This window comes from Chitinophaga filiformis (assembly GCF_023100805.1).
GTDB lineage: Bacteria > Bacteroidota > Bacteroidia > Chitinophagales > Chitinophagaceae > Chitinophaga > Chitinophaga filiformis_B.
The window spans coordinates 2,225,406-2,250,708 of sequence record NZ_CP095855.1; the positions used below are offsets into that span (position 1 = coordinate 2,225,406).

Sequence of the window (25,303 nt, forward strand, 5' to 3'; positions counted from 1 at the left end):
ACTGCTGATGGGACTTTTGTCCGGTTGTAGCAGCGCATATAAAAACCTGCAGCAGACCAGTGGTGATGTAAGTTGTATTACGAAATTCCGTCCGCAGTTTGCCAACACCCTGTACAGCACACAGGTGGATATACTGAAGCATCATCTCAGCGGATTACTGTTCTTCAAGCAGATGCCGGATAGTAGCTTACGCGTGGTGTTTGCCAATGAGATGGGCTTTAAGTTCTTTGATTTTGAATTTACCAGGGATGGTGGTTTTGTAAAACATTACATGCTGCCAAAGATGGATAAGAAGGCAGTGGTGAAAACACTGCGTGGTGATTTTGAACTGGTGCTGTTACGCCCCGATCTTAGTCAGGCGCATATCATGCAGGACAGTACTTATCACTACACCGTAGTGCCTACGGCCAAAGGCAATAACTATTACATCACTGATGCTGCCTGCGAGCGGCTGGAACGGATTGAGAAATCTTCCAAACGCAAGCCGGTCGTAAAAGTATGGCTGGGACATTATGAAGCTGGCGTGCCGGATACAATCGCTATCCGCCACCAGGGCTTTAAATTTAATATATCATTACAACGCGTACAGAAATAATGTTAGCAGGAAAACTATACACGCTTGAGCAGGAGCAGTCAGCCGGTGAAACCGGGACTTACCAGGTTTTGTGGAACGCAGCACATCCTGTATTTGAAGGGCATTTCCCGGGCCGTCCTGTTGTGCCGGGCGTTTGCATGATGCAGACCATCCAGGAACTGCTGGAAAGATTGTTACAGAAGAAGGTGTTGCTGAAAAAAGCGTCCCAGATGAAGTTCCTGAATATGATCGATCCTGCGGCCAATCCGAGGGTAGAGATAGGCGTTCAGTATAAACTGCAGGATGGAGAAATGAAGGTGACTGCATCCCTGAAACATGAGGCGCTCACCTTTATGAAATTCCAGGGAATATTTGTTGAAGCATAATGACCTATACTAGCACATATCATGATCAGTTCACTGCGCAGAAAGCGGCAGTGCTGGTGCCAACCTACAACAATGCCAGAACGCTGGAGGCGGTATTAAGAGATGTGCTCTCTTATACGAGCCATGTCATTGTGGTAAACGATGGCAGCACCGACAATACAGCTGCCATACTGGATGCTTTTCCTGAGATTCAACGGGTGGAATATACCAACAACAAAGGGAAGGGAATTGCGCTGCGTCGTGGTTTCCGCTTTGCCGTTGAGCAGGGATATGAATATGTCATCACGATGGATGCAGACGGACAGCATTTTGCTTCCGACCTGCCTGTGCTGCTGGATAAACTGGAAACAGAGCGGAAGGCTATCATTATCGGTGCACGTAACCTGCAACAGGAGAACATGCCCGGCAAAAATACTTTCGCCAACAAGTTCTCCAATTTCTGGTTCTACGTGGAAACAGGACTGAAAGGTCCGGACACACAATCCGGTTACCGCCTGTATCCTGTTCACGCCATGCGCAAAATGCGCTTCTGGTGTACCAAGTATGAGTTCGAAATAGAAGTGCTGGTACGCAGTGCCTGGAAAGGCGTTAAAATTGACTGGGCGCCTATTAAGGTATACTATCCTCCGGCAGAGGAAAGAGTGTCCCACTTCCGTCCTTTCAGGGATTTTTCGCGTATCAGCGTGCTGAATACCGTATTGGTGCTGATCACCTTCCTGTACATCAAACCGCGCGATTTCATCCGCTTCCTGTTCAAGGCAGAGAGCTGGCGGATGATGTGGTATGAGCATGTACTGAACAAGGAAGAGACCAATGCACGTAAGGCGCTCTCCGTTGGTTTCGGCGTGTTTATGGGCATTGTACCCATCTGGGGATTCCAGATGGTAACTGCGCTGGCATTAGCTGTATTGTTCAGGCTGAATAAAGCGTTGGTGTTCATGTTCTGTCATGTAAGCCTGCCGCCAATGATCCCCTTCGTGATCTTTGCGAGTTTTGCAACTGGAAAGATCTGGATAAAGGATGGCAGCATACTGCCTCCGCTTACCAGCAATCTTACACTCGACATGATCAAACAGAATTTATTTCAATATTTGACCGGCGCTGTCACACTTGCAGTAATAGCAGGTGCAGTGGCATTTCTGGTCGTTTATATACTGCTGGCCATCTTCCGAAGGAACCCTGTGAAACAGGTCAGCTAGTCAACAGTATGAATTGATATGGGTAAGTTATTTGTAAGCATATATAATTTCTTCCACCGGCATAAGGCCTGGCTATGGATCTGTACCATCGCCTGTTTCGCCCTGGCCGGTTATTTCGCCTCCCGTATTAAACTGGAAGAAGACATTACCCGTATCCTGCCGCAGGATAAGAAGCTCGATAAATTACAGCAGGTGTTCAACGATTCCCGGTTTGCCGACAAACTGGTGATCACCATCTCTCAGAAAGATACAACACAGGCGCCCCAGCCAGACAGCCTGACGGCTTTTGCACAGGCCCTGACTGCACGGGTGAATGAACGTTATGCACCCTACATCAAACAGTTCCAGGCACAGGTAGAAGACGCCGCCGTACTGGATCTCATGCAGGTGATACAACAACACCTGCCGGTATTCCTGGAGGAAAGAGATTATCAGAAGATCGATTCGCTGATCATGCCTGACAGGCTGCAGCAGACCCTGGAAAATAATTATCGTACACTGATTTCTCCCGCCGGACTGGTAGTGAAGAAAGTGATCGCCGGTGACCCGGTGGGAATGTCCTGGCTGGGTATTAAGAAACTGCAGCACCTGCAGTACGATGACCAATTCGAACTGTATGATGGCTTTGTCATGAGCAAAGACCAGCGGCATTTGTTGTTGTTCATTACACCGGCAAATCCTGCGAGTGCCACCGGAAAGAATGCAGCATTGTTAAAGGGATTACAGGCAGAAATAGATACACTACAGAAAAGTTCAACTGCTGCAGGTGCGTCTTTTTTCGGCGCTGCTGCCGTATCTGCAGGAAATGCTATGCAACTCAGGCAGGATACCCTGCTGACACAGGGCATTGTGGTACTATTGCTGGTAGTGCTGATCGCCCTGTTCTTCAGAAAGAAACGTGCACCGCTATTGGTAATGTTGCCGGTAGTATTTGGCGCCTTGTTCTCTCTTGCCGTGATCGCCATTGTACAGCAAAGTATATCTGTGATCGCATTAGGTGCGGGAGCCGTAGTACTGGGTATTGCGGTGAATTATTCATTACATGTCTTTAACCACTATCGTCACCTGCCTGATATCCGTGAAGTGATCCGTGACCTGGCTACTCCTATGACCGTCGGTAGCTTTACAACCGTGGGTGGTTTTGCCTGTCTGCAGTTTGTAGAATCGCCCATCTTACAGGATGTTGGCCTGTTTGCCGCATTAAGTCTCATAGGCGCTGCATTGTTTTCCCTGATCTTCCTGCCACACTGGATCATATTGGGCAAACAGCCGGCGCATCCGCCGGTACAGCAGCACAACTGGCTGGACAAACTAGCTGCTTATAAACCGGAAAAGAACAAATACCTGGTAGGCGTTATTGTACTACTGACGGTTATCTTCTTCTTTACTGCAGGTAAGGTGGGTTTTGAAAGTGATATGATGCGCATGAACTTCATGCGTCCTGAACTAAAAGCGGCAGAAGCAAAGTTCAACGAGGTGAATGCCTATACTGCACAATCCGTCTACCTCGTTACGGATGGTGCCGATCTGGAAGCAGCCTTGCAGCATAGTGAACGCCTGCTGCCACTGATACATGGATTACAGGAAAAAGGAATCATAAAGAAATATGCTGGTGTAAATACCTTGCTGATGTCCGACAAGGAACAGCAACAAAGGATACAGCGCTGGAATACATACTGGACACCTGAAAAGAAACAACAACTGGTTGCCTATCTTCAGCAGCACGGACCGGCAGTTGGTTATAAAGCCGCTGCATTTGAACCCTTTGTGCAGTGGCTGCAAAAGGACTTCACGCCTGTTCCGGAAAGCGATCTGAAGGCATTGCGCTCCGGCAACCTGGGCGACTTCATTACAGAAAAGAAAGACCGTGTATCTCTGGTTACACTGCTGAAAGTAGACCCAGCGCAAAAAGCGGCAGTATATAAAGCTTTGGGTGAACAGGAACATACTACGGTGCTGGATAAGCAGTATGTGGCTAATCGCCTGGCAGAAGTGATCCGTAATGAGTTTAACAGCATTGCCTGGATGACGTCTTTACTGGTATTCTTTGCCCTGCTGATCTCATATGGTCGGATAGAACTGGCGCTGATCACTTTTATTCCAATGCTCATCAGCTGGATCTGGATACTGGGTATCATGGGGCTGTTTGGAATTAAATTCAATATCGTTAACATCATTCTGAGCTCGTTCATCTTTGGTCTTGGAGATGATTACAGCATCTTTACCATGGATGGCCTGCTGCAGCAGTATAAATCCGGCAGAGAAGATAATTTGTCTTCTTTCCGTACTTCCATCTTCCTTTCAGCTATTACCACCATCCTGGGATTGGGTGTGATGATCTTTGCCAGGCATCCATCGCTGCGCTCTATTGCATTGATCTCTATCATCGGCATCAGCTGCGTAGTGCTGATCTCGCAGGTAATGATACCATTCCTCTTTAACTGGCTGATCACCAATCGTACCCGTAAAGGCAGAGCGCCGTGGACGTTGCACGGATGGGTGAAATCAGTTTTCGCCTTTGCTTATTTCACCTCGGGATGCCTGGTGCTGACAGTAATAGGATGGGTACTGGTGAAGTTTAATCCCTTTAAGAAAAAGACGAAAGCAAAATATTTATACCACCGCATCTTATCGGCGTATACGAAGTCTGTGATCTATATCATGGGCAACGTAAAAAAGAAGATCATCAATCCGGATGGTGAGAAGATGGAGACACCTGCAGTGATCATCAGTAACCACCAGTCCTTCCTGGATATCCTGGTGTCTACGATGTTGAATCCAAAGGTGATCCTGCTGACGAGTGAGTGGGTATGGAACTCTCCGGTGTTTGGCGCAGTAGTGAGGATGGGCGATTATTATCCCGTAGCAGAAGGCGCTGAGGGGAGCATTGAAAAGCTGAGAAAGAAGGTGGAAGAGGGGTATTCTATCGTGGTCTATCCGGAAGGAACCCGTTCTCCCGACGCATCAATAAAGCGTTTCCATAAAGGAGCATTCTACATCGCAGAGCAAATGGGGCTGGATATACTGCCGATCGTGTTGCATGGTACGGCGTACACCATGAGCAAGAATGATTTCCTGCTGAAAGATGGTACCATCACCGTGAAATACCTGCCAAGGATCAAAGCCGGCGATACCTCCTGGGGAGACAACTACACAGCGCGTACTAAACAGATCAGCCGCTACTTCAAGGCAGAATACGAAAAGCTGCGTGAGGAAACAGAGGTGCCGGCTTATTTCAGGGAACAACTCATCTACAACTATATTTATAAAGGGCCTGTACTGGAATGGTACATGCGTATCAAAACAAAACTGGAAGGTAACTATGCATTGTTCGACCAGTTGTTGCCGAAACGGGGTCGCATCCTGGACATCGGATGCGGATATGGCTTTATGAGCTATATGCTGCACTGGCTGTCTGAAGAGCGCGAAATGAAGGGAATAGACTATGATGAGGAGAAGATCATTACCGCACAGCATTGTTATCTGCGGAATGAGCAGGTGAGTTTTGAACATGCGGATGTGACTAACTATGCCTTCGGACAGTACGATGCCTATGTGATCAGTGATGTGCTGCATTACCTGCAACCCGGAGAACAGGAGAAGGTGCTGTCGGCCTGTATCAGTCAGCTGGGCCCTGATGGTGTGATCATTGTACGTGATGGAGACAGCGATCTGAAGGAAAGGCATGAAGGCACCAAACTCACGGAATTCTTTTCTACTAAACTGATCGGATTCAATAAGACGAAAGATAAACCGCTGTCATTCTTCTCTTCTTCCCGCATCCGGGAAATTGTTACAGCTAACGGAGCGGTAATGGAACAGATAGACAATACAAAATATACCTCCAACGTAATTTTCATTATCAAAAAGTTATCCCCTGTACATGCAATATGATGTGATCATAATAGGTAGCGGGCTCGGAAGCCTGGTTTGTGGCGCTATTCTCAGCAAGAATGGCTACAAAGTCTGCCTCTATGAAAAAAACCGGCAGATAGGCGGCTGTCTGCAGACATTTTCCCGCGACAAAGCGATTATCGATTCAGGTGTACACTATATCGGCGGGCTGGGAGATGGACAAACCTTAAACCAGGTATTCCGTTACCTGGGTATCATGGATAAAATGAAGCTGCGCCAGCTGGACATGGATGGATTTGATCATATTCATTTCGGTAATGAACAGAAAGTATATAAGCTGGCCCAGGGCTACGATAATTTTATAAAGCAGCTGTTGAAAGATTTTCCTGAAGAAAAAGACGCCCTGTACGCGTATTGTGACATGATGCGGGACGTGTGCAGCAAATTCCCTTTGTTCAACCTGCGGATGGGCGACTATCGCGAAAAGGAGGGGGTAATGGGAATTGATACGTACGATTTCATCAGCAGTATCACGAAGAATGAGCGGCTGCAGCATGTGCTGGCAGGCAATAACCTGCTGTATGCAGGCGAACAGGGCAAAACACCGCTTTATGTACATGCGCTCGTGCAACACAGCTATATAGAAAGCTCCTGGAAATGTGTGGATGGCGGCTCCCAGATATCCCGTGCACTGAACAAGGTGATCAGGGAGCATGGAGGAGACATCATCAGGAACACAGAAGTGGTGCGCATCGTTGAGTTTGACGGAAAGGTCGATCATATTGTACTGGCAAGCGGAGAGCAGGTGTCTGCCAGGCATTTTATATCTGGTCTGCATCCTGCCAAGACGATGGAAATGACAGAAAGTATCAGTTTGCGACAAGCCTACAAAGCAAGGATCTGCACACTGGAGAATACGCCCGGTACCTTTATGCTGAATGTGGTACTGAAGCCAGGTACTTTCCCTTACCAGAACTATAACTACTATCATCACGATAGCAACAATGCCTGGGATGGTGTGCATTACACGTCAGAGAACTGGCCGAATACCTACGCTCTCTTTGTCTCTGCCGGTACAGGAAAGGAGCAGTTTGCCGATAACCTGTCTATCATGACCTATATGCGTTATGCCGATGTACAACGCTGGCAGGATACTTTCAATACCGATTCGCACCCCGATATGCGGTGCGCTGACTACCAGGAGTTCAAGAAAGAAAGATCAGAAAGACTGCTGGATGCTGTGGAGAAACAGTACCCGGGTATCCGCGATTGTATACTTGCATATTATTCTTCTACACCGTTGACATACAGGGACTATCTGGCTATGCCGGAAGGCAGTATGTACGGCATTGCAAAAGATGCCGCTGATCCTTTGAAAACAATGATCTCGGCAGCCACGAGGTTACCCAATTTGTATCTTACCGGGCAAAACCTGAACTTGCATGGGATTTTGGGGGTAACGATGACAGCAGTGGTCACCAGTTCGGTGCTACTGGGCATGGAAAAACTTATAAACGATATTAACGCAGCATAAACGAATAGAGAGATGTCATTGAAAAAGGGAAAAAAACGGAGCGGATGGCGTAGACTGGGCAAGGCGCTGTTGTATGTGACAGGGACGATCGTATTACTACTGATCATACTGGTTATATATGTGGTCAGCGTATCGCATATCGATCCGCCGGCAATAACAGATAAACAATCCCTTCAATGGCAGCGCAAGCCGCTGGACAGCACCAGCTACACCCTGGGCAACAGCTGGTTCCGCAAAAGTGAGAGTGGCCTGTATGAAATGTATGTGGAAGGAAAGCCTTTTGAAAGAGGGGTGGTGGAAGGTAAGCTATCAGCCGAGCTGATACAGCGACAGGAAGATCATTTTACCGATCAGATCAAAAAGATGATCCCTTCACAATCCTACCTGAAATTCCTCCGCTACTTCGTGGGCTTCTTTAACCGGAACCTTGCACACAATATTGCTGAAGAGAATAAAGAGGAGATCTATGGGATCTCTTTTTCTGCATCTGATAAGTACGATTTCATCGGCACCAATTATGAACGTATCCTGAACTACCACGCTGCACACGATATTGGACATGCCTTACAGAATATGGCGCTGGTAGCCTGTACCTCCTTTGGTACCTGGAATGGCGCTTCTGCCGACAGTAGCCTGATCATAGGCCGAAACTTTGATTTTTATGTAGGAGATAAATTCGCAGAAGATAAGATAGTAGCCTTCTATCATCCTGAAAAGGGTTACCGTTTTATGATGATAACCTGGGGTGGCTTTACAGGCGTAGCATCCGGCATGAATGAGAAGGGATTGACGGTTACTATCAATGCAGATAAAAGCGATATCCCTACCGGCTCTGCCACACCGGTATCGCTGGTAGCCAGGGAAGTGCTCCAGTATGCGAAGAACATCAATGAAGCCTGGGCTATTGCCAGCAAGCATAAGATGTTTGTATCGGAATCATTCCTGGTAGGCTCCGCAGAAGACAATCGTGCGGCTATCATAGAGAAGACGCCGGAGAAGATGGATATGTACGATCCGAAAGATCAGTTCATCACCTGCACCAATCACTTCCAGGGCAGCACCCTGGGTACGGAAGAGAAAAATATCAAACAAAGGGATGAAACTGCGTCCGGCTACCGTTTTAATCGTTTGTCGGAGTTATTGCAGCAGCATGGTCCTAATACAGTACAGAAGACTGTCGACATCCTGCGCGACCGCTATGGCCTGCACGGAGAGAATATCGGAATGGGAAATGAAAGAGCGATCAACCAGTTAATTGCACACCATGCCGTAGTATTTGAACCTAAGAAGAAAATGGTATGGGTTTCTACAGCGCCCTGGCAGCTGGGCAAATTCGTGGCTTACAACCTCGATTCCGTGTTTAATATGAAAGGACTGCAATATGACCATGAGATCTACGACAGCTCACAGACCATTGCAGCAGATCCTTTCCTGCAAACGCAGGATTATAAATCTTTCGTAGCTTTCAGGGCTATGAAGGCTGATATTATGGACGGCAAAGAAGTAGACGTAAAGCAGCTCATCCGTCTCAATCCTGAATACTATCATGCCTATGTACTGGCAGGAGATTATGAGTTTAAGCATAAGCAGTATAAGGCTGCAGCCGGTTATTATAAAACAGCATTGACTAAAGTAATAGCGACGAAAGCAGAAGAAGATCATATCCGCAAACAATTGGAAAAATGCGCTAAAAGTAATTAACATGATATACGGGATCGGTACTGACATCATCGAAGTAGACCGCATTGCGGCCAAGATGGAAAAAGGAAAAGGATTCCGGGATATGGTATTTACACCGCATGAAATAGCCTATTGTGAAGAACAGGTCAATCCTGCCCAGCATTATGCTGCCCGCTTTGCCGCAAAGGAAGCCTTCCTGAAGGCGATGGGCACTGGCTGGGGGTATGGAAAGATCAACTTCAACGAGATAGAGATCAGTAATGAAGAAACAGGAAAGCCCTTATTACAGCTGACCGGTAATGCAGTGTCCTGCTACAGTGAATTACAGATTAAACAGATACTGGTTTCCTTATCCCATGTAAAAGCAACAGCTATTGCCATGGTGGTAATAGAGATCTGAAAACTGAGTACCATGTATATACCCAACATTGAACTGCAGTCAAAAGCAACTATCAGGCAATTCCAGGAAAAAGAAGTACTTCACCTGCTGGGATACCTGCGTGAGTTTTCTCCCTTTTACCGGGAATGGTTTGCGAATCATGGTATACAACCTTCTACCGTCAAATCATTGAACGATCTGTGGCTGATCCCGCCCGTGACCAAAGAACATCTGCAGGAACAGAACTGGGATTTTTTATGCGTGGATAAAAGCAAGATCGCAGAATATACAACAACCTCAGGCACCCTGGGCCGCCCTGTTATAATTGCGCTGACGCAGAAAGACCAGGAGCGACTCAGCTACAACGAATATATTTCCTTCTGCTGTGCAGAGGGTACTGAAAATGATATTTACCAGCTGATGCTGACGCTGGACCGCCAGTTTATGGCAGGTATGGCTTATTATAACGGTATCCGCAAGCTGGGGGCAGGCGTGCTGCGCGTAGGGCCGGGAGTACCTTCCCTGCAGTGGGAGAATATCCGCCGCATACAGCCAACCACTATTGTAGCGGTACCTTCCTTTATTGTGAAGCTGATCGCTTTTGCGAAAGAACATAACATCGATATTAACGACTGCTCTGTGAAGAGTGCTGTATGTATAGGGGAAAATATCCGTAACGTGGATTTCTCCCTCAATGTACTGGGCAAGAAGATCACGGAACAATGGAATATCAAACTGTATTCTACGTATGCATCTACGGAAATGCAGACAGCTTTTACAGAGTGTAAGGCAGGACAGGGGGGGCATCATCACCCCGAACTGTTGTATATAGAGCTGCTGGACGATAACAACCAGCCCGTAGGTCCCGGCGAAGATGGTGAAGTGACCATTACCACCCTGGGCGTAGAAGGCATGCCCTTGTTACGTTATAAAACAGGGGATATCTGCCGTTACTATGATGAACCTTGTTCCTGTGGAAGGCATACCATGCGTTTATCGCCCGTAATAGGCAGGCGGAAACAGATGATCAAATATAAGGGCACTACCCTGTACCCACCTGCGCTTTTTGACCTGCTGAATGATATGGAGGAGGTGCGGGAGTTTGTGGTGGAGGTATTCTCCAATGAAATAGGGACTGACGATATACTGCTGCATCTCTGGCCGGTTGCGGAAACCGAGGATATTGACCGTAAGATCCGGTCCTACCTGCAGGCGAAGTTGCGGGTAATTCCCCAGGTGCGCTATGTTTCCCAGGCAGACATCATGAAGATGCAGTTCCCGGAAGGCAGCAGGAAACCTATTAAATTCATTGACAGGCGATAGCCGGATCAGAAGGAAAAATCTGCATCCGCCGTTGGATTGTCCAGTTTAGTGCTTTTGCGCACCTCGTTCCGGATCACATGGATCATATTGATCTGGTTAGGATGTTCGTCGTACAGGATATTGTTCCTGACATGGACCCGTTTGAAGGCGGGTATCTTTTCTGCCGCCAGGAAGCACCAGGCAGCCTCTTCTTCGATCTTATAGCCGAGATATTGCAGGCGTACAGGTTTCCCGTCAGTGGTCACAAGCAGGTGCCTGGCCAGGTAAGCAGCTATCAGGCTGTCGGTAAGCGCCTGGTTGGCCGGATGCACAATATCGAGGGGTGCTTTATATTGCTTTTTAATAGCATTTTCCAGGTCATCGGCAAAGATGCGGCAACTTACCTGCAACTCGTTTTTGGACTTGTTGTGCGTTATTTCAGTGACGCTCACATAGAAAGGATGTAATACCGTCAATGCCGTAAGCAACCATTTAAATAATAATACCCCCACTTGCCTAAAAAATTTTAAATTTTAAGATGACCTTTGTATAATTACTGAAACTGGCAACAAATATAGGGTAATGAACGAGTTTGTGATGTATTTTCAGATGGGATGGCAGCATATTGTAGATTGGGCCGGCATAGATCATATATTATTTATTGCTGCACTATGTGCTGTTTACCTGCTGGAAGACTGGAGAAAAGTATTGGTGCTGGTGACTGCTTTTACAATAGGACATTCCATTACTCTTGCATTGAGCGTAACGAACGTGGTATATATAAAAAGCAGTGTGATAGAATTCCTTATACCGGTGACAATAGCTATCACAGCATTTTCAAATGTAATAAGGAAGCAAACTGTTCCGGGCAAATTACAGATCAACTACTTTTTCGCAGGGTTTTTCGGATTGATCCATGGAATGGGTTTTTCCGGCTACCTGAAAAGTTTACTGGGTACACAGACAAACATTGTTCGCCCCCTGCTGGCCTTTAATCTGGGATTGGAATTTGGCCAGATCCTGATTGTTACAGGCGTGCTTTTACTGGCAGCTATTGTCGTAAATATCCGGCACGTGAAGCGGAGAGACTGGAATATGTTCCTGTCGTCCGCGATTTTCGGGGTTGCTTTTATGATGGCCGCTGAGCGGTATCAGGAATTGATGGTTAAGTAAGCAGTATCAACCAAGCTGCTGACCTTTGTAATATAGACTTGTTTATGAGAAAGAAATCCTTCAAACTAGCCCTGGCCCTATGCTTTATGACGGCTTTGGCACAGGCGCAGAATCCAGGCTCTAATCATGGTAACCGCTTTGAGCAGCTGGGCACTATGCTGACAGATCCTAATGAATACCGCTCTGCTTCCGGAGCGCCCGGACCAAAATACTGGCAGCAACGGGCAGACTATGACATTACCGCTACGCTGGACGATGAGCAGCAGAAGCTCACAGGTGCGGAAACTGTTACGTATTACAACAACTCGCCTGACCCGCTCACCTATATCTGGTTGCAACTGGACGAAAATGAGCATGACCTGAAAAGCGACAACAACAGCTTTGACGGCAGTACCATGTCTGAGAAGATGAGTATGCGTACCGTAAACGGCGTACTGGGTAATCCGGGTAGTAAGAAATTTGGTGTGAACATCGTGAAGCTGACCGACGAAAGCGGCAGGGCCTTACCTTACACCATCAACCAGACCATGTTGCGTATAGACCTGCCACAGACATTGCAGCCGGGCCAGAAGCTCCGCTTCAAGGTAGAGTGGTGGTACAACATCTCTGACCGTATGGTACAGGGTGGCCGTGGCGGTTATGAATATTTTCCTGAAGACAAGAACTACCTCTATACTATTACCCAGTGGTATCCACGCCTGGCAGTATATTCTGACTTCCAGGGATGGCAGAACAAGCAGTTCACCGGTCGTGGTGAGTTTGCGCTGACCTTCGGTAATTTCAAGGTAAGCATGAACGTACCTGCCGATCACATAGTAGGTGCTACCGGCGAATGTCAGAACTACAAGGATGTGCTGACAGCAGCACAGTTCCAGCGCTGGCAGCAGGCACAATCTGCAAAACAGCCGGTGGAAGTAGTAACGCTGGATGAGGCAAAGAAAGCGCTGGAAGGACATGCAAGCGGTCGTAAAACATGGGTATATGAAGCGCAGAACGTACGCGACTTCGCCCTGGTATCTTCCCGCCGCCTGGTATGGGATGCAATGGCTACCAATGTAGAAGGCAAGAAAGTAATGGCGATGTCTTACTACGGTCCTGAAGCTTACCCGTTGTACAACCGCTACTCAACCAAGGTAGTTGCGCATACCGTTAAAACATATTCCAAATATACTATTCCTTACCCTTATCCTGTAGCTATCTCGGTAGAAGCAGCCAATGGTATGGAATACCCGATGATCTGCTTTAACTACGGCCGTGCAGAGAAAGATGGTACTTACTCTGAGACCACCAAGAACGGTATGATCGGTGTGATCATTCACGAAGTAGGGCACAACTTTTTCCCTATGATCGTGAACTCAGACGAGCGCCAGTGGACATGGATGGATGAAGGCCTGAACACTTTCTGCCAGTTCCTGACAGAACAGGAGTGGGACAATAACTTCCCTTCCGGCCGCGGGCCAGCCTATAAGATCACCGACTACATGAAGATGCCGAAAGATCAGCTGGAGCCTATTATGGTGAATTCTGAGAACATCGTGCAGTTTGGCCCTAATGCATATGCAAAGCCGGCTACTGCGCTGAACATCCTGCGTGAGACGGTAATGGGCAGAGAGCTGTTCGATTTCGCTTTCCGTGAGTATGCACGCAGATGGGCATTCAAACATCCGACGCCTGCAGACTTCTTCCGCACTATGGAAGACGCTTCTGCTGTGGACCTGGATTGGTTCTGGCGTGGCTGGTTCTATGGTATCGAACCGGTTGACATTTCCCTGGATAGCGTGAAATGGTTCCGCCTGGATACAAAAGAACCACAGATCAGTAAAGCTGAGGCAAAAGCGAAATATGACCGCGCTGCAGATCACATTTCCCGTGCACGCAACAAGGCTGCCGGTATGCAGTTCGCAGTAGATCAGGATACAAGTCTGCAGGATTTCTATGTGAAATGGGACCGCTTTGAGGTAACCCCTGAAGATAAGGCAGCATACGAAACCTTCACCGCTGGCCTGTCTCCTGAAGAGAAACGCCTGTATGAAAGCAAAAAGAACTTCTACGAAGTATCTTTCTCTAACGTAGGAGGCCTGGTAATGCCACTGATCATCGAATGGACATATGCAGATGGTACTAAGGAAACTGACCGTATCTCTGCGTATATCTGGCGTAAGAACGAAAACCATGTATCCAAGGTTTTCGCGAAGGACAAAGAAGTGGTGGCTATTAAACTGGATCCTCAGCGCGAAACTGCTGATATCGATGAGTCTAACAACAGCTGGCCTCATGTAGTTGCTCCTTCCCGTTTTGAACTGTTCCGTCAGTCGCAAAGCGTACGTGGTGCATCTACCGGTGGCAACCCGATGCAGAAAGCGAAAAAATAACAAAGCGTATATAAACAGAAAAGCCGCGAAGATCTTCGCGGCTTTTTTTATTGTTTCTTTCCGGGCTTCTCTTTATCAGGATTTCCCTTTTTGGGCGTTCTTCCAGCCTCTTTCAGGGCGCGGTGTATGATCCACTCCAGTTGGCCATTGATGCTCCTGAACTCATCTGCAGCCCATTTTTCAAGTGCCTCATACGTCTCGCTGTCGACCCTTAATACGAATGATTTCTTATCCGCCATAGCCCTTATTTACTGATTATTGATGTAGCGTGCCGGTATTGACAACAGGCGATACTTTTGATTCTCCGCAAAGTACTACCAGCAAATTCGATACCATGGCAGCTTTACGTTCTTCATCAAGTACCACTATTTCTTTCTTTGACAACCTGTCCAGCGCCAGTTCTACCATACCTACAGCGCCTTCTACGATCTTGGTACGGGCAGCAACGATGGCAGTTGCCTGCTGGCGTTGTAACATAGCGCCTGCAATTTCAGGAGCGTAAGCCAGGTGACTGATGCGGGCTTCCAGTACAGTGATACCGGCGGGGCCTAGGCGTTCGTTCAATTCCTTTTCCAGCATTTCATTTACCTTATCTCCGCCATCGCGCAGCGTGATGTCCTGTTCAGCACCTTCATCTTCCATTCTATCATAAGGATAGCTTACCGCCAGGTGGCGCACAGCAGCTTCGCTCTGTACATTCACATACTGAAGATAGTTGTCTACTTCAAAAGATGCTTTGTAAGTATCACTTACCCTCCATACAATAACGGCGGCAATTTCGATAGGGTTACCCATTTTGTCGTTCACCTTTAGCTGTTGCCCGTTGTGGTTATGTGCCCTTAAAGACAGGTGTACTGTTTTGTACAGCGGGTTCACCCACATCAGTCCATTTTCTTTCACGGTACCGATGTATTTACCGAAAAAGGTGAGTACACGGGAGTGGTTGGGGTTTACGATCAATATGCCTTTTACAAGAAAAATAAAGGCAATGAAAAAGAGGAAGGCCAGGAAAAAGAAGCCGACATTGCCGGTCTGTCCAAGCATGACGAAAAAGAAGATGGATAAGGGGAGGCTGATCAGGGCCATAACAATAGCGAGGTAGCCCGATACGGGCTTGATGATCTTTTCCATAAGTAATGTTGTTTTGATATCATTATGATATCAAAAGTAATCAAAATAAATCATATTCCAAGTAATATTTGCAGGCATAACTGAAACGGATTATTTTAAAGCAAATTTCTGGTTATGAAGTATCTAATAGGAACGCTGTTAGTATTGAGCGGATTTATGACTACAAAGGCCGCCAGCGTGGACACAATTGCCATTTTCAGCAATGCTATGCACAGGAGTATCAAGTGTGTGGTAATAACCCCCGACAGCTATAAGGAAAAGGATAAGCATTATCCTGTAGTGTATATACTTCATGGGTATAGCGGGAACTATGCAGATTATGTGCGGAAGATCCCTGCCGTTGTTGCGATGGCTGATACCTACCAGGAAATACTGGTATTTCCCGACGGAGGTTTCAGCAGCTGGTATCTCGATAGCCCCATAGACAGCGCCTTCCGTTTTGAAACATATGTAGGTAAGGAAATCCCTGCCTGGATAGATCAGCATTACCGTACAAAGGCTTCCCGCCAATATCGTGCTATCACGGGCTTAAGTATGGGCGGACATGGCGCCTTATACCTGGCCATCCGTCATCAGGAAACTTTTGGAGCAGCAGGCAGTATGAGTGGAGGCGTGGATTTCCGGCCTTTTCCCAATAACTGGGACATCGCGCTCAGATTGGGTACTTATAAAGATCATGCTGAGAACTGGGATAAAAATGTGGTAGTGAACCAGTTGTCCGGTTTAAAGAATGATTCCCTTGCATTGATCATCGACTGCGGTGTAAAAGATTTCTTTATAGACGTTAACCGCCAGTTGCACCAGCGTTTACTGGAACAGGGGATTAACCATGATTATATTGAGCGTCCCGGAGAACATAACTGGGATTACTGGAGTAATTCGATCATGTACCAGTTGTTTTATTTTAACAGGTTTTTCGGGAAGCAGTGAGTATGCCTTTTGTAATCACCTGGTAAAGTTTGTCCGTACTGGGACACTTTATGCTTTATGTTCGATTCGATATGTCTTATCCTGGTATAGGTTTACACTTTTGGTGAGATAATCCGTTTGAATTTTACAATATTAAAAGATAATCCTAAAAAGGTTGTTTTCTTTAGATTTTAGTCCTGGATCAGGTTGACAGTATCTGCTGTTAATCCTGATTTTGGACCATCTTTTTTCTTGGTTCGCCATCTCCTTACTAATTCCCCTTGTTTTGTATGTGCCTGATTCGGAGTCAGATAGTCGCAGCTTGTATGAGGCCTTTGTTCATTGTAGATGCGGATAGTCTCTGCTACTATAGCAGCCGCGGCTTCATAGTTTTTAAATAACCGGTCCAGGCCAAATTCTAACTTTAATATTCCATTTACTCGCTCAGCAATGGCATTTTCATACGGGTTGCCCTTCTCGGCCATACTAATGCCGACGTGACTATCATTAAGTAATTCTATGTAGTTTTTACTACAATATTGTGACCCTCTGTCAGAGTGGTGAATCAGGCTATATTTGATGGGATTCTTTATATCCGATAAAGCCATTTTTAAGGCCTCAATAGGCCCTTCGGCCTCCAGTGATGGATGTAAGCAATAACCGACGATTTTTCTTGAATAAGCATCAGTTATCAGGCTCAAATAACAGAACCGGGAGCCTACCAAAGGAAGGTAAGTAATATCACTAACCCACACCTGGTTAGCCTGACTAAGCTTCAGCTCTTTAATCAGATTAGGATATTTTTTGAAGGGATGATTAGAATCGGTAGTCCGTATTTTCTTACGTTTTCTTTTACGGACAAGCATTCCATTTTCAGCCAACAGATTGAAAAATCGATCCCTGCCTAATTTAATTTTATGATGTTGAAGAGTTTGTGAAAGCATTCTATGAAGTTTTCTGGCGCCCAGTCGCTTTTGTGAAGCTCTGATTTGCTCCGCTTTGTCAAGAACGATGGCCATTTCCAGGCCAAATTGATGATCGCTGTTTTTCCGCTTATAAAAAGCTTGTCTGCTTTTACCAAACAGTCCGCAAACATTACCCAAATCCTTGTCCGGATAATGTTCTTTTACTCTGCAGACGGCTTGGTACCAGGCTTTTTTTGGATCTCAATATTAAATTGTTCTTCAGCAACTTCGATCATTGTCTGAAAAGCAAATGCCTTTAAATTGGCATGTTCCAGCTTTTTACGGAGTTCTTCATTTTGCTTTCTTAAAGCATCAAACTCCTTTTTTTCCTGTTCTGTCATGGCCGTAGATATTATGGGTTTTTCCAAAGTCGTTTGCCTAAGTTCGGAAGAAAAAAGAGAGTACCAATAAGCTATTTGTGGTTTAGTGATCTTATAACGAGCTGCGACCTGGCTCATGCTTTGGTCTCCGGCCATGTAATCGGCTACGACTTTGTTCATGAACGACTGCTCATATTGGAACTGTGGTCCCAGGCGTCCCTTGCGTCCACCTTTGTTCTGATTGTTTGAATTTTGCATGTTTTACACTTTTTAAGGTGTAAACCTATTTCAGGACCTGACAATAGGCTTTCGATAAGCTTTAGCTTACGTTCATCTCACGTCTTGAACGTAAGATGAACGTAAGCTAAAGCTTATCGAAAGCTTATCGAAACGAATCTGTATCCTGTTAGTGCCTACACTTCGGGTGCTTTGTAATCAAAAAAAAACTGACTGCTTACATTCGCTGTTTTAGTCTATACTCGTTATTAAAGTGTTGTTAATCTGTATGTTGTGGGTCTTAAAATGAGGCGAAAATCAGTATTTCCCGCATCACTTTTCTACTTATTTTTGTGATGTAATCATAACCTTTCCAGCCACCCTTTCGAAGTTATTTTAGCATCGTTTAGAAAATTCCGCGTTAAAAAACGCGTCCGGATAAATGTATATTTCGTTACTGTATGGAGGTGATTTATAACACTTGCATCACTGAATGGAATTACTGATTTACAGGCTATAACGGTCGGAGAACTATATAGCTATTAGTGAATAAAATTTAATGGCAGTCACAGCCGTCTTAAATACAAAAGCCGGACCTGGACAGGTCCGGCTTGTTATTGCTGCTTTTTTTATAGCGGTATAGATGGCTATACGAGAATTGTTACTGCTTGTCCCACCATACAGGGGTGGTCAAAGCATTAGTGCCTTGTCTTGTAATGGCTTCCTGGTAGTGAGTCGGGTTAGAGGCAATCTCTGAGGAAGGATACAGCATTCTGCGCGGTATCTTTCCACCGGTGGCATTTCCAACATAGTTCACAGGTGTCAGCTGCGGATAACCGCTTCTGCGCCAGTTGGCCCATGCTTCATACCAGTCCAGCACACAGGCTGCCCAATATTGTGTATTGATCTGGTTGTAACCGTCAGCATCAACATATGGATGAGCTGTCAGATAGGTTTGCACATCAGCGCCACTGATCGAAGCAGTAGCGCTGTATTGTGCGAGTTGTTCCATTGCAGCTTTCACGCCATTGTTATAGTGAGTGGCGGCATCAGCGCCAACGCTCCATCCTCTTTTGGCTGCTTCTGCCAGCAGGAGTTCCACCTGTGCATAAGTTACCAGGAAGGTAGGTCCGTTGAGCTTCAGTAATACATTTTTATTCAGAACAGAGTATTTTTTCTTATCGCCGGGATAACCAGGCGCTTTGCTGATATCGGTAGCGCCTCCGTTGGTATCATAGCCGTTGGGCATGCCCAGCTGATCTGCCGGTACTTCACTATTGCTGGCAGGTACCACTGCAATGTATTTCAGGCGAGGATCGTTGTTGTTCTTCAGGAAGTCCATAAAGGTCTTGCTGATACAGGCCTCACCTTCGTTGTTGATGGCGTTCCATTCACCGGAAAGGATGTTGCTCACCCTGTTCACAGTAGTCCTGCCGCCAGATGCATCGTGTACAATAAAGGCATTTTCTTCATTGGAAGATATCAGGCCACCGGCATAAGCTTTTTCTACCCAGGTTTTTGCAACGGCATCATCTCTTTTTGACAGACGCATACCTAAGCGCAGCATCAGGGAGTAGGCCAGTTTCTTCCAGTTGGCTACTACCTGTGCAGCAGGAGCAGAACCTCCTTTGTTATAGATCAGGTCTCCCTGTCCGGGAATGGCTTTCGTGGCATCCAGTGCTTTCGCTGCTTCATCCAGTTCCTTCAGCATATCCATGTAGATCTCCTGCTGTGCATCATACTTGGGAGCGAAGTTGCGGTCACTGTATCCTTTACCTGCTTCAGAATAAGGAACGTCCCCGTAAATGTCTGTCAGGCGATGGAAGATCATGACTTTGGCGATCCGGCTGATGTTATACAGGTTAGACAGGTATGCATTGTCTTTGGTTACCCTTATTACGTCCGTGATGTACTTGATCTGATCAGGATAGGCGCGCTCAAAATAAGCAGCAGCCCAGCCGTCATTCTGTATGTATTTATCACCTGCATACCAGGTTGCGTTGGATAACTGTTGCATCATCATAGAGCAGTAGATGATGTTCACACGCCATGTGTCATAGCTATAATCACTGTTACCGGTAAATTCAAGGATGGCGCGTGTGAAATTGTATTCAGGAACGCCGCTGTTTTCGCCGGATTTATTCTTGTCTGTATTGAGATCTTCGAAGTCCTTTGTACATGCCGGCATCAGTAGCATTGCTGGCAGGCATAGTACGAGTAATAATTTATGAAGAGATTTCATGATACCGTTTTTTAGAATTTAACATTCAGGTTAACACCATAGGAGCGGGTGGTAGGCAGACCTGCATACTCGAGTCCCTGTGCATTGCTGTTACTGTAGTTGGATTCAGGATCAATATTGGGCGTAGATTTCTTGATGTAGAAAAGGTTACGACCTACCAGTGATACGCTGACACCATTCAACCTGTTACCTAATGCCTTTTTGCTGAAATCGTAAGTCAGGCTCAGAGAGCGGAACTTGATGAAATCTGATTTGTAAACATACAGCACAGAAATATCGGACAGCGCCTTGTAATAATCATCTACGGCGACAGTAGTGGTTTTTGCTTCACCTGTTTCTGATACGCCTTTTACAACCACACCGCCTTCACGTCCGGCCAGTGTTTCCTTGTGCAGACCATATGCGTAGGCATTGGCATTGGTACCTGAATAGATCTTTCCTCCTGCTTTGAAATCGATCAGGAAGTTCAGGTGAAATCTTCCGTAAGAGATGTCGTTGCTCCATCCGCCGGTGTATGGCGCTACGCCTGTACCCTGCGCGATCAGGGCGTCTGTGCGTTGCGGAGCGCCCGAGGCATTCACGATCAGCTCCCCTTTTGCATTGCGTTTGAAATCATATACCATGATCTGCGAGTAGGGCAATCCTACCACGTGATTGATAAACCCGTCTTCCGTACGTGATTCGCCACCTTCCACCAGCATGGAATTCTGTCCTTCTGCCAGTGCTATCACTTTATTCTTGTTATGCGCAAAGTTGAAAGTAGTGGTCCATCCGAAGTTAGCAGTCTTTACCGGCGTACCGCCAATCATCAGTTCTATACCTTTATTCTCCAGTTTACCCACATTCACCAGGGCACTGTTGTAACCGGATCCTGCGGATACTGTAGCGGTTACGATGTCGTTGGATGCCTGTTTATTGTACCAGCTGAAGTCACCGAATACACGGTTGTTGAACAGTTTCAATTCAGTACCGATCTCCAGTTCTGTTACCTTCAGTGGTTTCAGCGCCTTGTTAGGGATCTTATTATCTATATCACCTATTGGCACACCGTTGACGCTGCTGCTCATGGTGCTGTAGTAAAGCGCTGTTTTATATTCTTCAGCATCGCCGCCCACTTGTGCATAGCCTGCCCTGATCTTACCGAAGCTCAGCCAGTTGGTTTTGAATGTTTCTGAGAATACATAAGATCCGCTTACAGAGGGGTAATTATAGGAATTGTTCTGCTTTGGCAAAGTGCTGCTCCAGTCATTACGGTCAGTCACAGTCAGGTATAATATACTGTTCCATGATAATTCCAATGAACCATATACCGACTGCACTTCTTTATTATATTCTGTGATCTTACTGTCTTTGGTAGCCGCTGTGGTGGGATTGTAAACGAATGGGAATGCGAAGTTGGAAGCAGTCACGTCGTTTACCTTATCTTTTTTCTTCAGCAGGTTGGCGCCGGCAGTGAAATTCAGATTCAGCTTGCTCACAATTTCCCTGTTGATACCCAGTAACGCGTCAATGTTTGTTTCATTGAACTGGCGGTTACGTTCCATGTCCAGGCTACCCTTTTCACGGTAAGCAGTACCTGTAGGTGTGATAGATGTGGCGTTGAAGCCAAAGTAGTCATTCGCTACACGAGCCTGGATGAACAACCATGGCAAGGGCGTATACCGCAGGCTTGTTACGCCCAGGACACGATCTTTCTTTGTGTTGTTTATAAAGCGGTTGGCAGCAAAGAAAGGGTTCGTACTGAATTTATCCGTACTGTACCTTATTTCGTTCATCTGTGCATCATAACCGGGAGCCAGGGTGGCTGCAGCCACGTTGGCCGGCAGGAAGGCAATGGCATAGTTGCCGTTACCGGGAGCATCACTCAGGTTAGAACGGTTGTTGGTGACTTCCTTCGCATAGATAACGTTTGTCTGCCCGCTGAATTTATCTGATAATTTATAGTTGAGATCAATGTTTACGTTGTCGCGGATGTATTCTGTATTAGGATATATACCATTGCTGCGCAGATCTCCCAGTGCAATGCGGTAAGTTGTTTTATCGCTTCCACCCGCTATTGCGAGCGTATTGCTGAACGTAGATCCTGTTTTATAGAAGTCTTTGATGTGGTTACCCTGTTTGGAATAAGGGCGGGATACACCATCGAACATGGTGGCAGGAGAGCCATCCAATTTGCTGCCCCAGCTGGACAGGCCAGCGTTCATTGCAGCATCTACTGAAGTTGGTTTTGCACCTTTAATACCCTGTCCGTATACCTCCTGGAAGTCCAGGAAATCATTTGCCTTATCAATAGTGGCGTTGCTGTTTAACTCCACCTGCATTTTTCCGGCTTTACCTGACTTGGTGGTGATGAGGATCACACCGTTCACGCCGCGTTGTCCGTACAGCGCGGAAGCCGCCGCACCTTTAAGGATGGTCATATCTTCGATATCGTCCGGGTTAATGCTGGAGATACCATCACCAAGATCGGTACCACCCCATTTGCCGGCGGAACCAAGGTTAGCGTTGTTCATCGGAATACCATTTACCACATACAATGGCTGATTGGCGCCGCTCAGGGATGAGTTACCTCTGATGGTGACACGGGAAGAACCACCAGGGCCAGTAGCTGGAGGCGTGCTGTTCACACCGGCCACACGGCCTTCCAGGGCATTGGCCACACTGATCTCCCTGGCCTTGGTCATGTCTGCGCCCTGTACTTTTGATACAGCGTAACCATTACTACGCGCTTCTTTACGTATGCCCAATGCCGTTACCACTACCTCATTGATATTGGCTACATCGTCCTGAAGGGTTACATCGATGGATGACTGGTCTCCTGCTGGTACTTCCTGTGTGAGGAAACCAATGAATCTGAATACAAGAATGTCTGATGGGGATTTAACATTAATAACAAACTTGCCATCTGTGCCTGTGGTGGTACCTACATTGCTGTTTTTGATCAATACGTTAACACCAGGTATGGGGTTACCGTTCTTGTCCCTAACGACTCCCCTGATCTGCTTCTGCTGCCTCATGCTCGATAGAGGCATAGGAGCAGCGAAGGCCATCTGCGTGCTGTCTGCAAGCATAAGGCCGAGCATTACTCCGGCAGTAATGCAAGCTTTGTTAAAGCGTAATTTACTTGTCATAGATACTCCTTTTGGATGATTAGAATAGTTTAAACCCATGGTGACATAGCAAGGGCAGCTGGGTGCTGATGCATCCATTGCAATCTTTCTCAGAAGCCATCTATACTATGTCTGCGTGATACTTATTCCCTTTGGTTGATAAACGGCATAACAATGCATACCGGTGCGTTTTCACGCACGTGAAATGTTGCGATTTGGTTTAGTTGATATTTATACTTACATGTTCAATACGTGTTACGCTGCCGTGTCCCTTTGTGTCTCTACAAATACCATGGGCGCATAAAAAGGTGTCGTGCGGAAAATAGAATGGTACCATGCACCACAAAAAAAAATTTTATGGTTTGTCCCACCATAATCTTGTGCCGCCATTATCTTCTCCTTTCAGGGTTGCAACGGCTCTTTGTACGCCAGCCAGATTGGTGGCATATTCAAATTGAATGAAGGGAATGCGGCGGATGAATGTGTAGGTGGGAATTTTTCCGCCACTGTTGTTGACTACTACGGGGAAGAGTTTTGGATACCCCGTACGCCGGAACTCAGACCAGGCTTCCTGTCCATCGGGAAACATCGCAATCCATTTCTGGGTGATGATCCGCTCCAGCTTTTCATGTACCGGTGCATTATGCACCCATTTAACAGTACAGTTGCTGAGATACGGACTGCCTGAAGGAACATTGTTCACAGGATTTTTGGGGTCACTATATGGTTTAGGGGTAGAGGTATCATTACTAATATACTTGCTGTAAGCAGCGCTCAGGTCATATTGTTTAAAGGAAGTGTAGATCCCTTTCTCATAATTATCTTGTGCATCGCCGGCGCCTTTCCAGGAGTAGAGTGCCGCTTCAGCTTTCAGGAACCAGGCTTCTGCTGCGGTACAAAGTTGAATACGCGACGGTTGCAAGGCCAGTTTTGAAAAACCCGAATACGCATCTTTACTGGTGATAGTAATACCATTTCTGATGCCACGATAGATCCCGTTGCGCGCATCTGCCGGAATAAAGTAGCTGCTTATACGCGGATCATGATAACCACAAAGGAAGGATTCCATAGAAGCGCCCATCCTGATATCATTCCATGAATTGCAGATTACATTCAGCGGATGCGTGAGTGGCGCAATATTGATCGTAAAGTTCTCGTCAATGCTGTTCAGGATGCCGTATTCCTGGTTTAGTGCAGCTTCTCCTTCCTTGCGCGCCCTGGCAGGTGAGACCTCGGATATACGAAGTGCCAGCCGCAGGCGTAATGTATTGGCCAGCTTTATCCATTTTACATAGTCACCATCATAAGAGAGATCAAAGTTCTTAAACCTGTTTGACGTAGCTGTTGGTACATAATTGCTTAGTGTGGTAATAGCAGAATCGAGGTCATTGAAAAATGCATTGTAAGCAGCTTCCTGCGAGTCGTAATCTATGCTGCGGTCAGCATTGATCATCGCGTAGCGGGTATAAATAACAGGGCCATAAATATCACTTATCCTGTGCATTGCCAATACCCTGATGATCTGTGCCCAGGCATAGAAGTCGGGGTATTTCCCCCTGCATTTATCCATAACGAACCTGCAGTTGGGCATAACATTGCCATAGGCGGTCAGCCAGGCGTCGTCATTCCAGTTGTCCAGGAGGTCGTAGGTAATGTTATTGCGATTGTCCTGAAAGGGACTGGGCGTCATCATGTAACCGGAAAACACATCGCCCATCAGGTTCTGCTGCAGCTGGGTAACCGATACGTCATTGCTGACATAGATATTCAGCATGGCTTGTACCAGCGGGTCGCCAATCAGTTTGAAATTGCCCTGCAGGTCATCATCATACAGATCGTAGGGATTGGTATTGATGCTTTCAAAGTTGCGGGTGCAGGCAACCGGAAGCGTCAACCCTGAGAGTAAAACAATGATTACGTTAATTACGGTTCTTCCTTTATTCATTATTCATAAGC

At 46.5% G+C, this 25,303-nt stretch carries 19 protein-coding genes; 11 read left to right on the forward strand and 8 right to left on the reverse strand.

Features of this window, described 5'->3' with window-relative positions:
- Positions 1 to 7: 7 nt before the first annotated feature.
- Genes MYF79_RS09305 through MYF79_RS09340 form a run of 8 tightly spaced genes read left to right on the forward strand, consistent with a single transcriptional unit; the run spans position 8 to position 10,930 of the window.
- Complete coding sequence (locus MYF79_RS09305; protein WP_247813564.1) at positions 8 to 595, forward strand: hypothetical protein; 588 nt, start codon at positions 8 to 10, stop codon at positions 593 to 595.
- Entirely contained in the window at positions 595 to 960 is a 366-nt protein-coding gene (locus MYF79_RS09310) for a 3-hydroxyacyl-ACP dehydratase (RefSeq protein ID WP_247813565.1), read from the forward strand. Before MYF79_RS09305 ends, MYF79_RS09310 begins: the two co-directional genes overlap by 1 nt.
- Positions 960 to 2,159, forward strand: coding sequence for a DUF2062 domain-containing protein (locus MYF79_RS09315; protein ID WP_247813567.1), 1,200 nt, complete (start codon positions 960 to 962; stop codon positions 2,157 to 2,159). Before MYF79_RS09310 ends, MYF79_RS09315 begins: the two co-directional genes overlap by 1 nt.
- An 18-nt stretch (positions 2,160 to 2,177) precedes the next feature.
- Positions 2,178 to 6,053: a trifunctional MMPL family transporter/lysophospholipid acyltransferase/class I SAM-dependent methyltransferase gene (locus MYF79_RS09320; protein ID WP_247813568.1), complete on the forward strand. Its 3,876-nt coding sequence runs from the start codon at positions 2,178 to 2,180 to the stop codon at positions 6,051 to 6,053.
- A complete protein-coding gene (locus MYF79_RS09325) occupies positions 6,043 to 7,548 on the forward strand; it encodes a phytoene desaturase family protein (RefSeq protein WP_247813569.1) in 1,506 nt (501 codons plus the stop codon). Before MYF79_RS09320 ends, MYF79_RS09325 begins: the two co-directional genes overlap by 11 nt.
- Positions 7,549 to 7,560: 12 nt before the next feature.
- A complete protein-coding gene (locus MYF79_RS09330; protein WP_247813570.1) occupies positions 7,561 to 9,249 on the forward strand; it encodes a C45 family peptidase in 1,689 nt (562 codons plus the stop codon).
- Between the two features lies 1 nt (position 9,250).
- The gene (acpS, locus tag MYF79_RS09335; protein ID WP_247813571.1) at positions 9,251 to 9,628 is read left to right on the forward strand and encodes a holo-ACP synthase; all 378 of its coding nucleotides are present in this window, start codon (positions 9,251 to 9,253) and stop codon (positions 9,626 to 9,628) included.
- Positions 9,629 to 9,640: 12 nt separating this feature from the next.
- Positions 9,641 to 10,930, forward strand: coding sequence for a phenylacetate--CoA ligase family protein (locus MYF79_RS09340; protein ID WP_247813572.1), 1,290 nt, complete (start codon positions 9,641 to 9,643; stop codon positions 10,928 to 10,930).
- Positions 10,931 to 10,935: 5 nt separating this feature from the next.
- Here the strand turns inward: MYF79_RS09340 and MYF79_RS09345 are convergent, their stop codons facing one another.
- Entirely contained in the window at positions 10,936 to 11,421 is a 486-nt protein-coding gene (locus MYF79_RS09345; RefSeq protein WP_247813574.1) for a DUF6702 family protein, read from the reverse strand.
- A 70-nt stretch (positions 11,422 to 11,491) separates the two neighbouring features.
- On the opposite strand from MYF79_RS09345, the gene MYF79_RS09350 reads away from it, so the two are divergent.
- Positions 11,492 to 12,082 carry a HupE/UreJ family protein gene (locus MYF79_RS09350; protein ID WP_247813576.1) on the forward strand — a complete coding sequence of 197 codons (591 nt, stop codon included), beginning with the start codon at positions 11,492 to 11,494 and terminating at the stop codon, positions 12,080 to 12,082.
- Positions 12,083 to 12,126: 44 nt separating this feature from the next.
- The gene (locus tag MYF79_RS09355; RefSeq protein ID WP_247813577.1) at positions 12,127 to 14,454 is read left to right on the forward strand and encodes a M1 family metallopeptidase; all 2,328 of its coding nucleotides are present in this window, start codon (positions 12,127 to 12,129) and stop codon (positions 14,452 to 14,454) included.
- Between the two features lie 47 nt (positions 14,455 to 14,501).
- On the opposite strand, the gene MYF79_RS09360 is transcribed toward MYF79_RS09355, so the two are convergent.
- Together MYF79_RS09360 and MYF79_RS09365 are read right to left on the reverse strand one after the other, a co-directional pair.
- On the reverse strand, positions 14,502 to 14,693 hold the full coding sequence (locus MYF79_RS09360) for a hypothetical protein (protein ID WP_247813578.1): 192 nt from the start codon (positions 14,691 to 14,693) through the stop codon (positions 14,502 to 14,504).
- Between the two features lie 16 nt (positions 14,694 to 14,709).
- Positions 14,710 to 15,585 carry an SPFH domain-containing protein gene (locus MYF79_RS09365; protein WP_247813580.1) on the reverse strand — a complete coding sequence of 292 codons (876 nt, stop codon included), beginning with the start codon at positions 15,583 to 15,585 and terminating at the stop codon, positions 14,710 to 14,712.
- A gap of 114 nt (positions 15,586 to 15,699) precedes the next feature.
- Between MYF79_RS09365 and MYF79_RS09370 the strand changes: the two genes are divergently transcribed.
- The gene (locus MYF79_RS09370; protein WP_247813584.1) at positions 15,700 to 16,515 is read left to right on the forward strand and encodes an alpha/beta hydrolase; all 816 of its coding nucleotides are present in this window, start codon (positions 15,700 to 15,702) and stop codon (positions 16,513 to 16,515) included.
- 170 nt (positions 16,516 to 16,685) lie between these two features.
- Here the strand turns inward: MYF79_RS09370 and MYF79_RS09375 are convergent, their stop codons facing one another.
- From MYF79_RS09375 to MYF79_RS09395, 5 genes are all read right to left on the reverse strand, one after another.
- Positions 16,686 to 17,597 carry an IS3 family transposase gene (locus tag MYF79_RS09375; protein WP_247809346.1) on the reverse strand — a complete coding sequence of 304 codons (912 nt, stop codon included), beginning with the start codon at positions 17,595 to 17,597 and terminating at the stop codon, positions 16,686 to 16,688.
- Positions 17,598 to 17,620: 23 nt separating this feature from the next.
- Positions 17,621 to 18,037, reverse strand: coding sequence for a hypothetical protein (locus tag MYF79_RS09380; RefSeq protein WP_247809347.1), 417 nt, complete (start codon positions 18,035 to 18,037; stop codon positions 17,621 to 17,623).
- A gap of 619 nt (positions 18,038 to 18,656) precedes the next feature.
- The gene (locus MYF79_RS09385) at positions 18,657 to 20,237 is read right to left on the reverse strand and encodes a SusD/RagB family nutrient-binding outer membrane lipoprotein (protein ID WP_247813586.1); all 1,581 of its coding nucleotides are present in this window, start codon (positions 20,235 to 20,237) and stop codon (positions 18,657 to 18,659) included.
- 11 nt (positions 20,238 to 20,248) lie between these two features.
- Entirely contained in the window at positions 20,249 to 23,368 is a 3,120-nt protein-coding gene (locus MYF79_RS09390; RefSeq protein ID WP_247813587.1) for a SusC/RagA family TonB-linked outer membrane protein, read from the reverse strand.
- A gap of 334 nt (positions 23,369 to 23,702) precedes the next feature.
- Complete coding sequence (locus MYF79_RS09395; protein WP_247813589.1) at positions 23,703 to 25,292, reverse strand: SusD/RagB family nutrient-binding outer membrane lipoprotein; 1,590 nt, start codon at positions 25,290 to 25,292, stop codon at positions 23,703 to 23,705.
- Between the last annotated feature and the right edge of the window lie 11 nt (positions 25,293 to 25,303).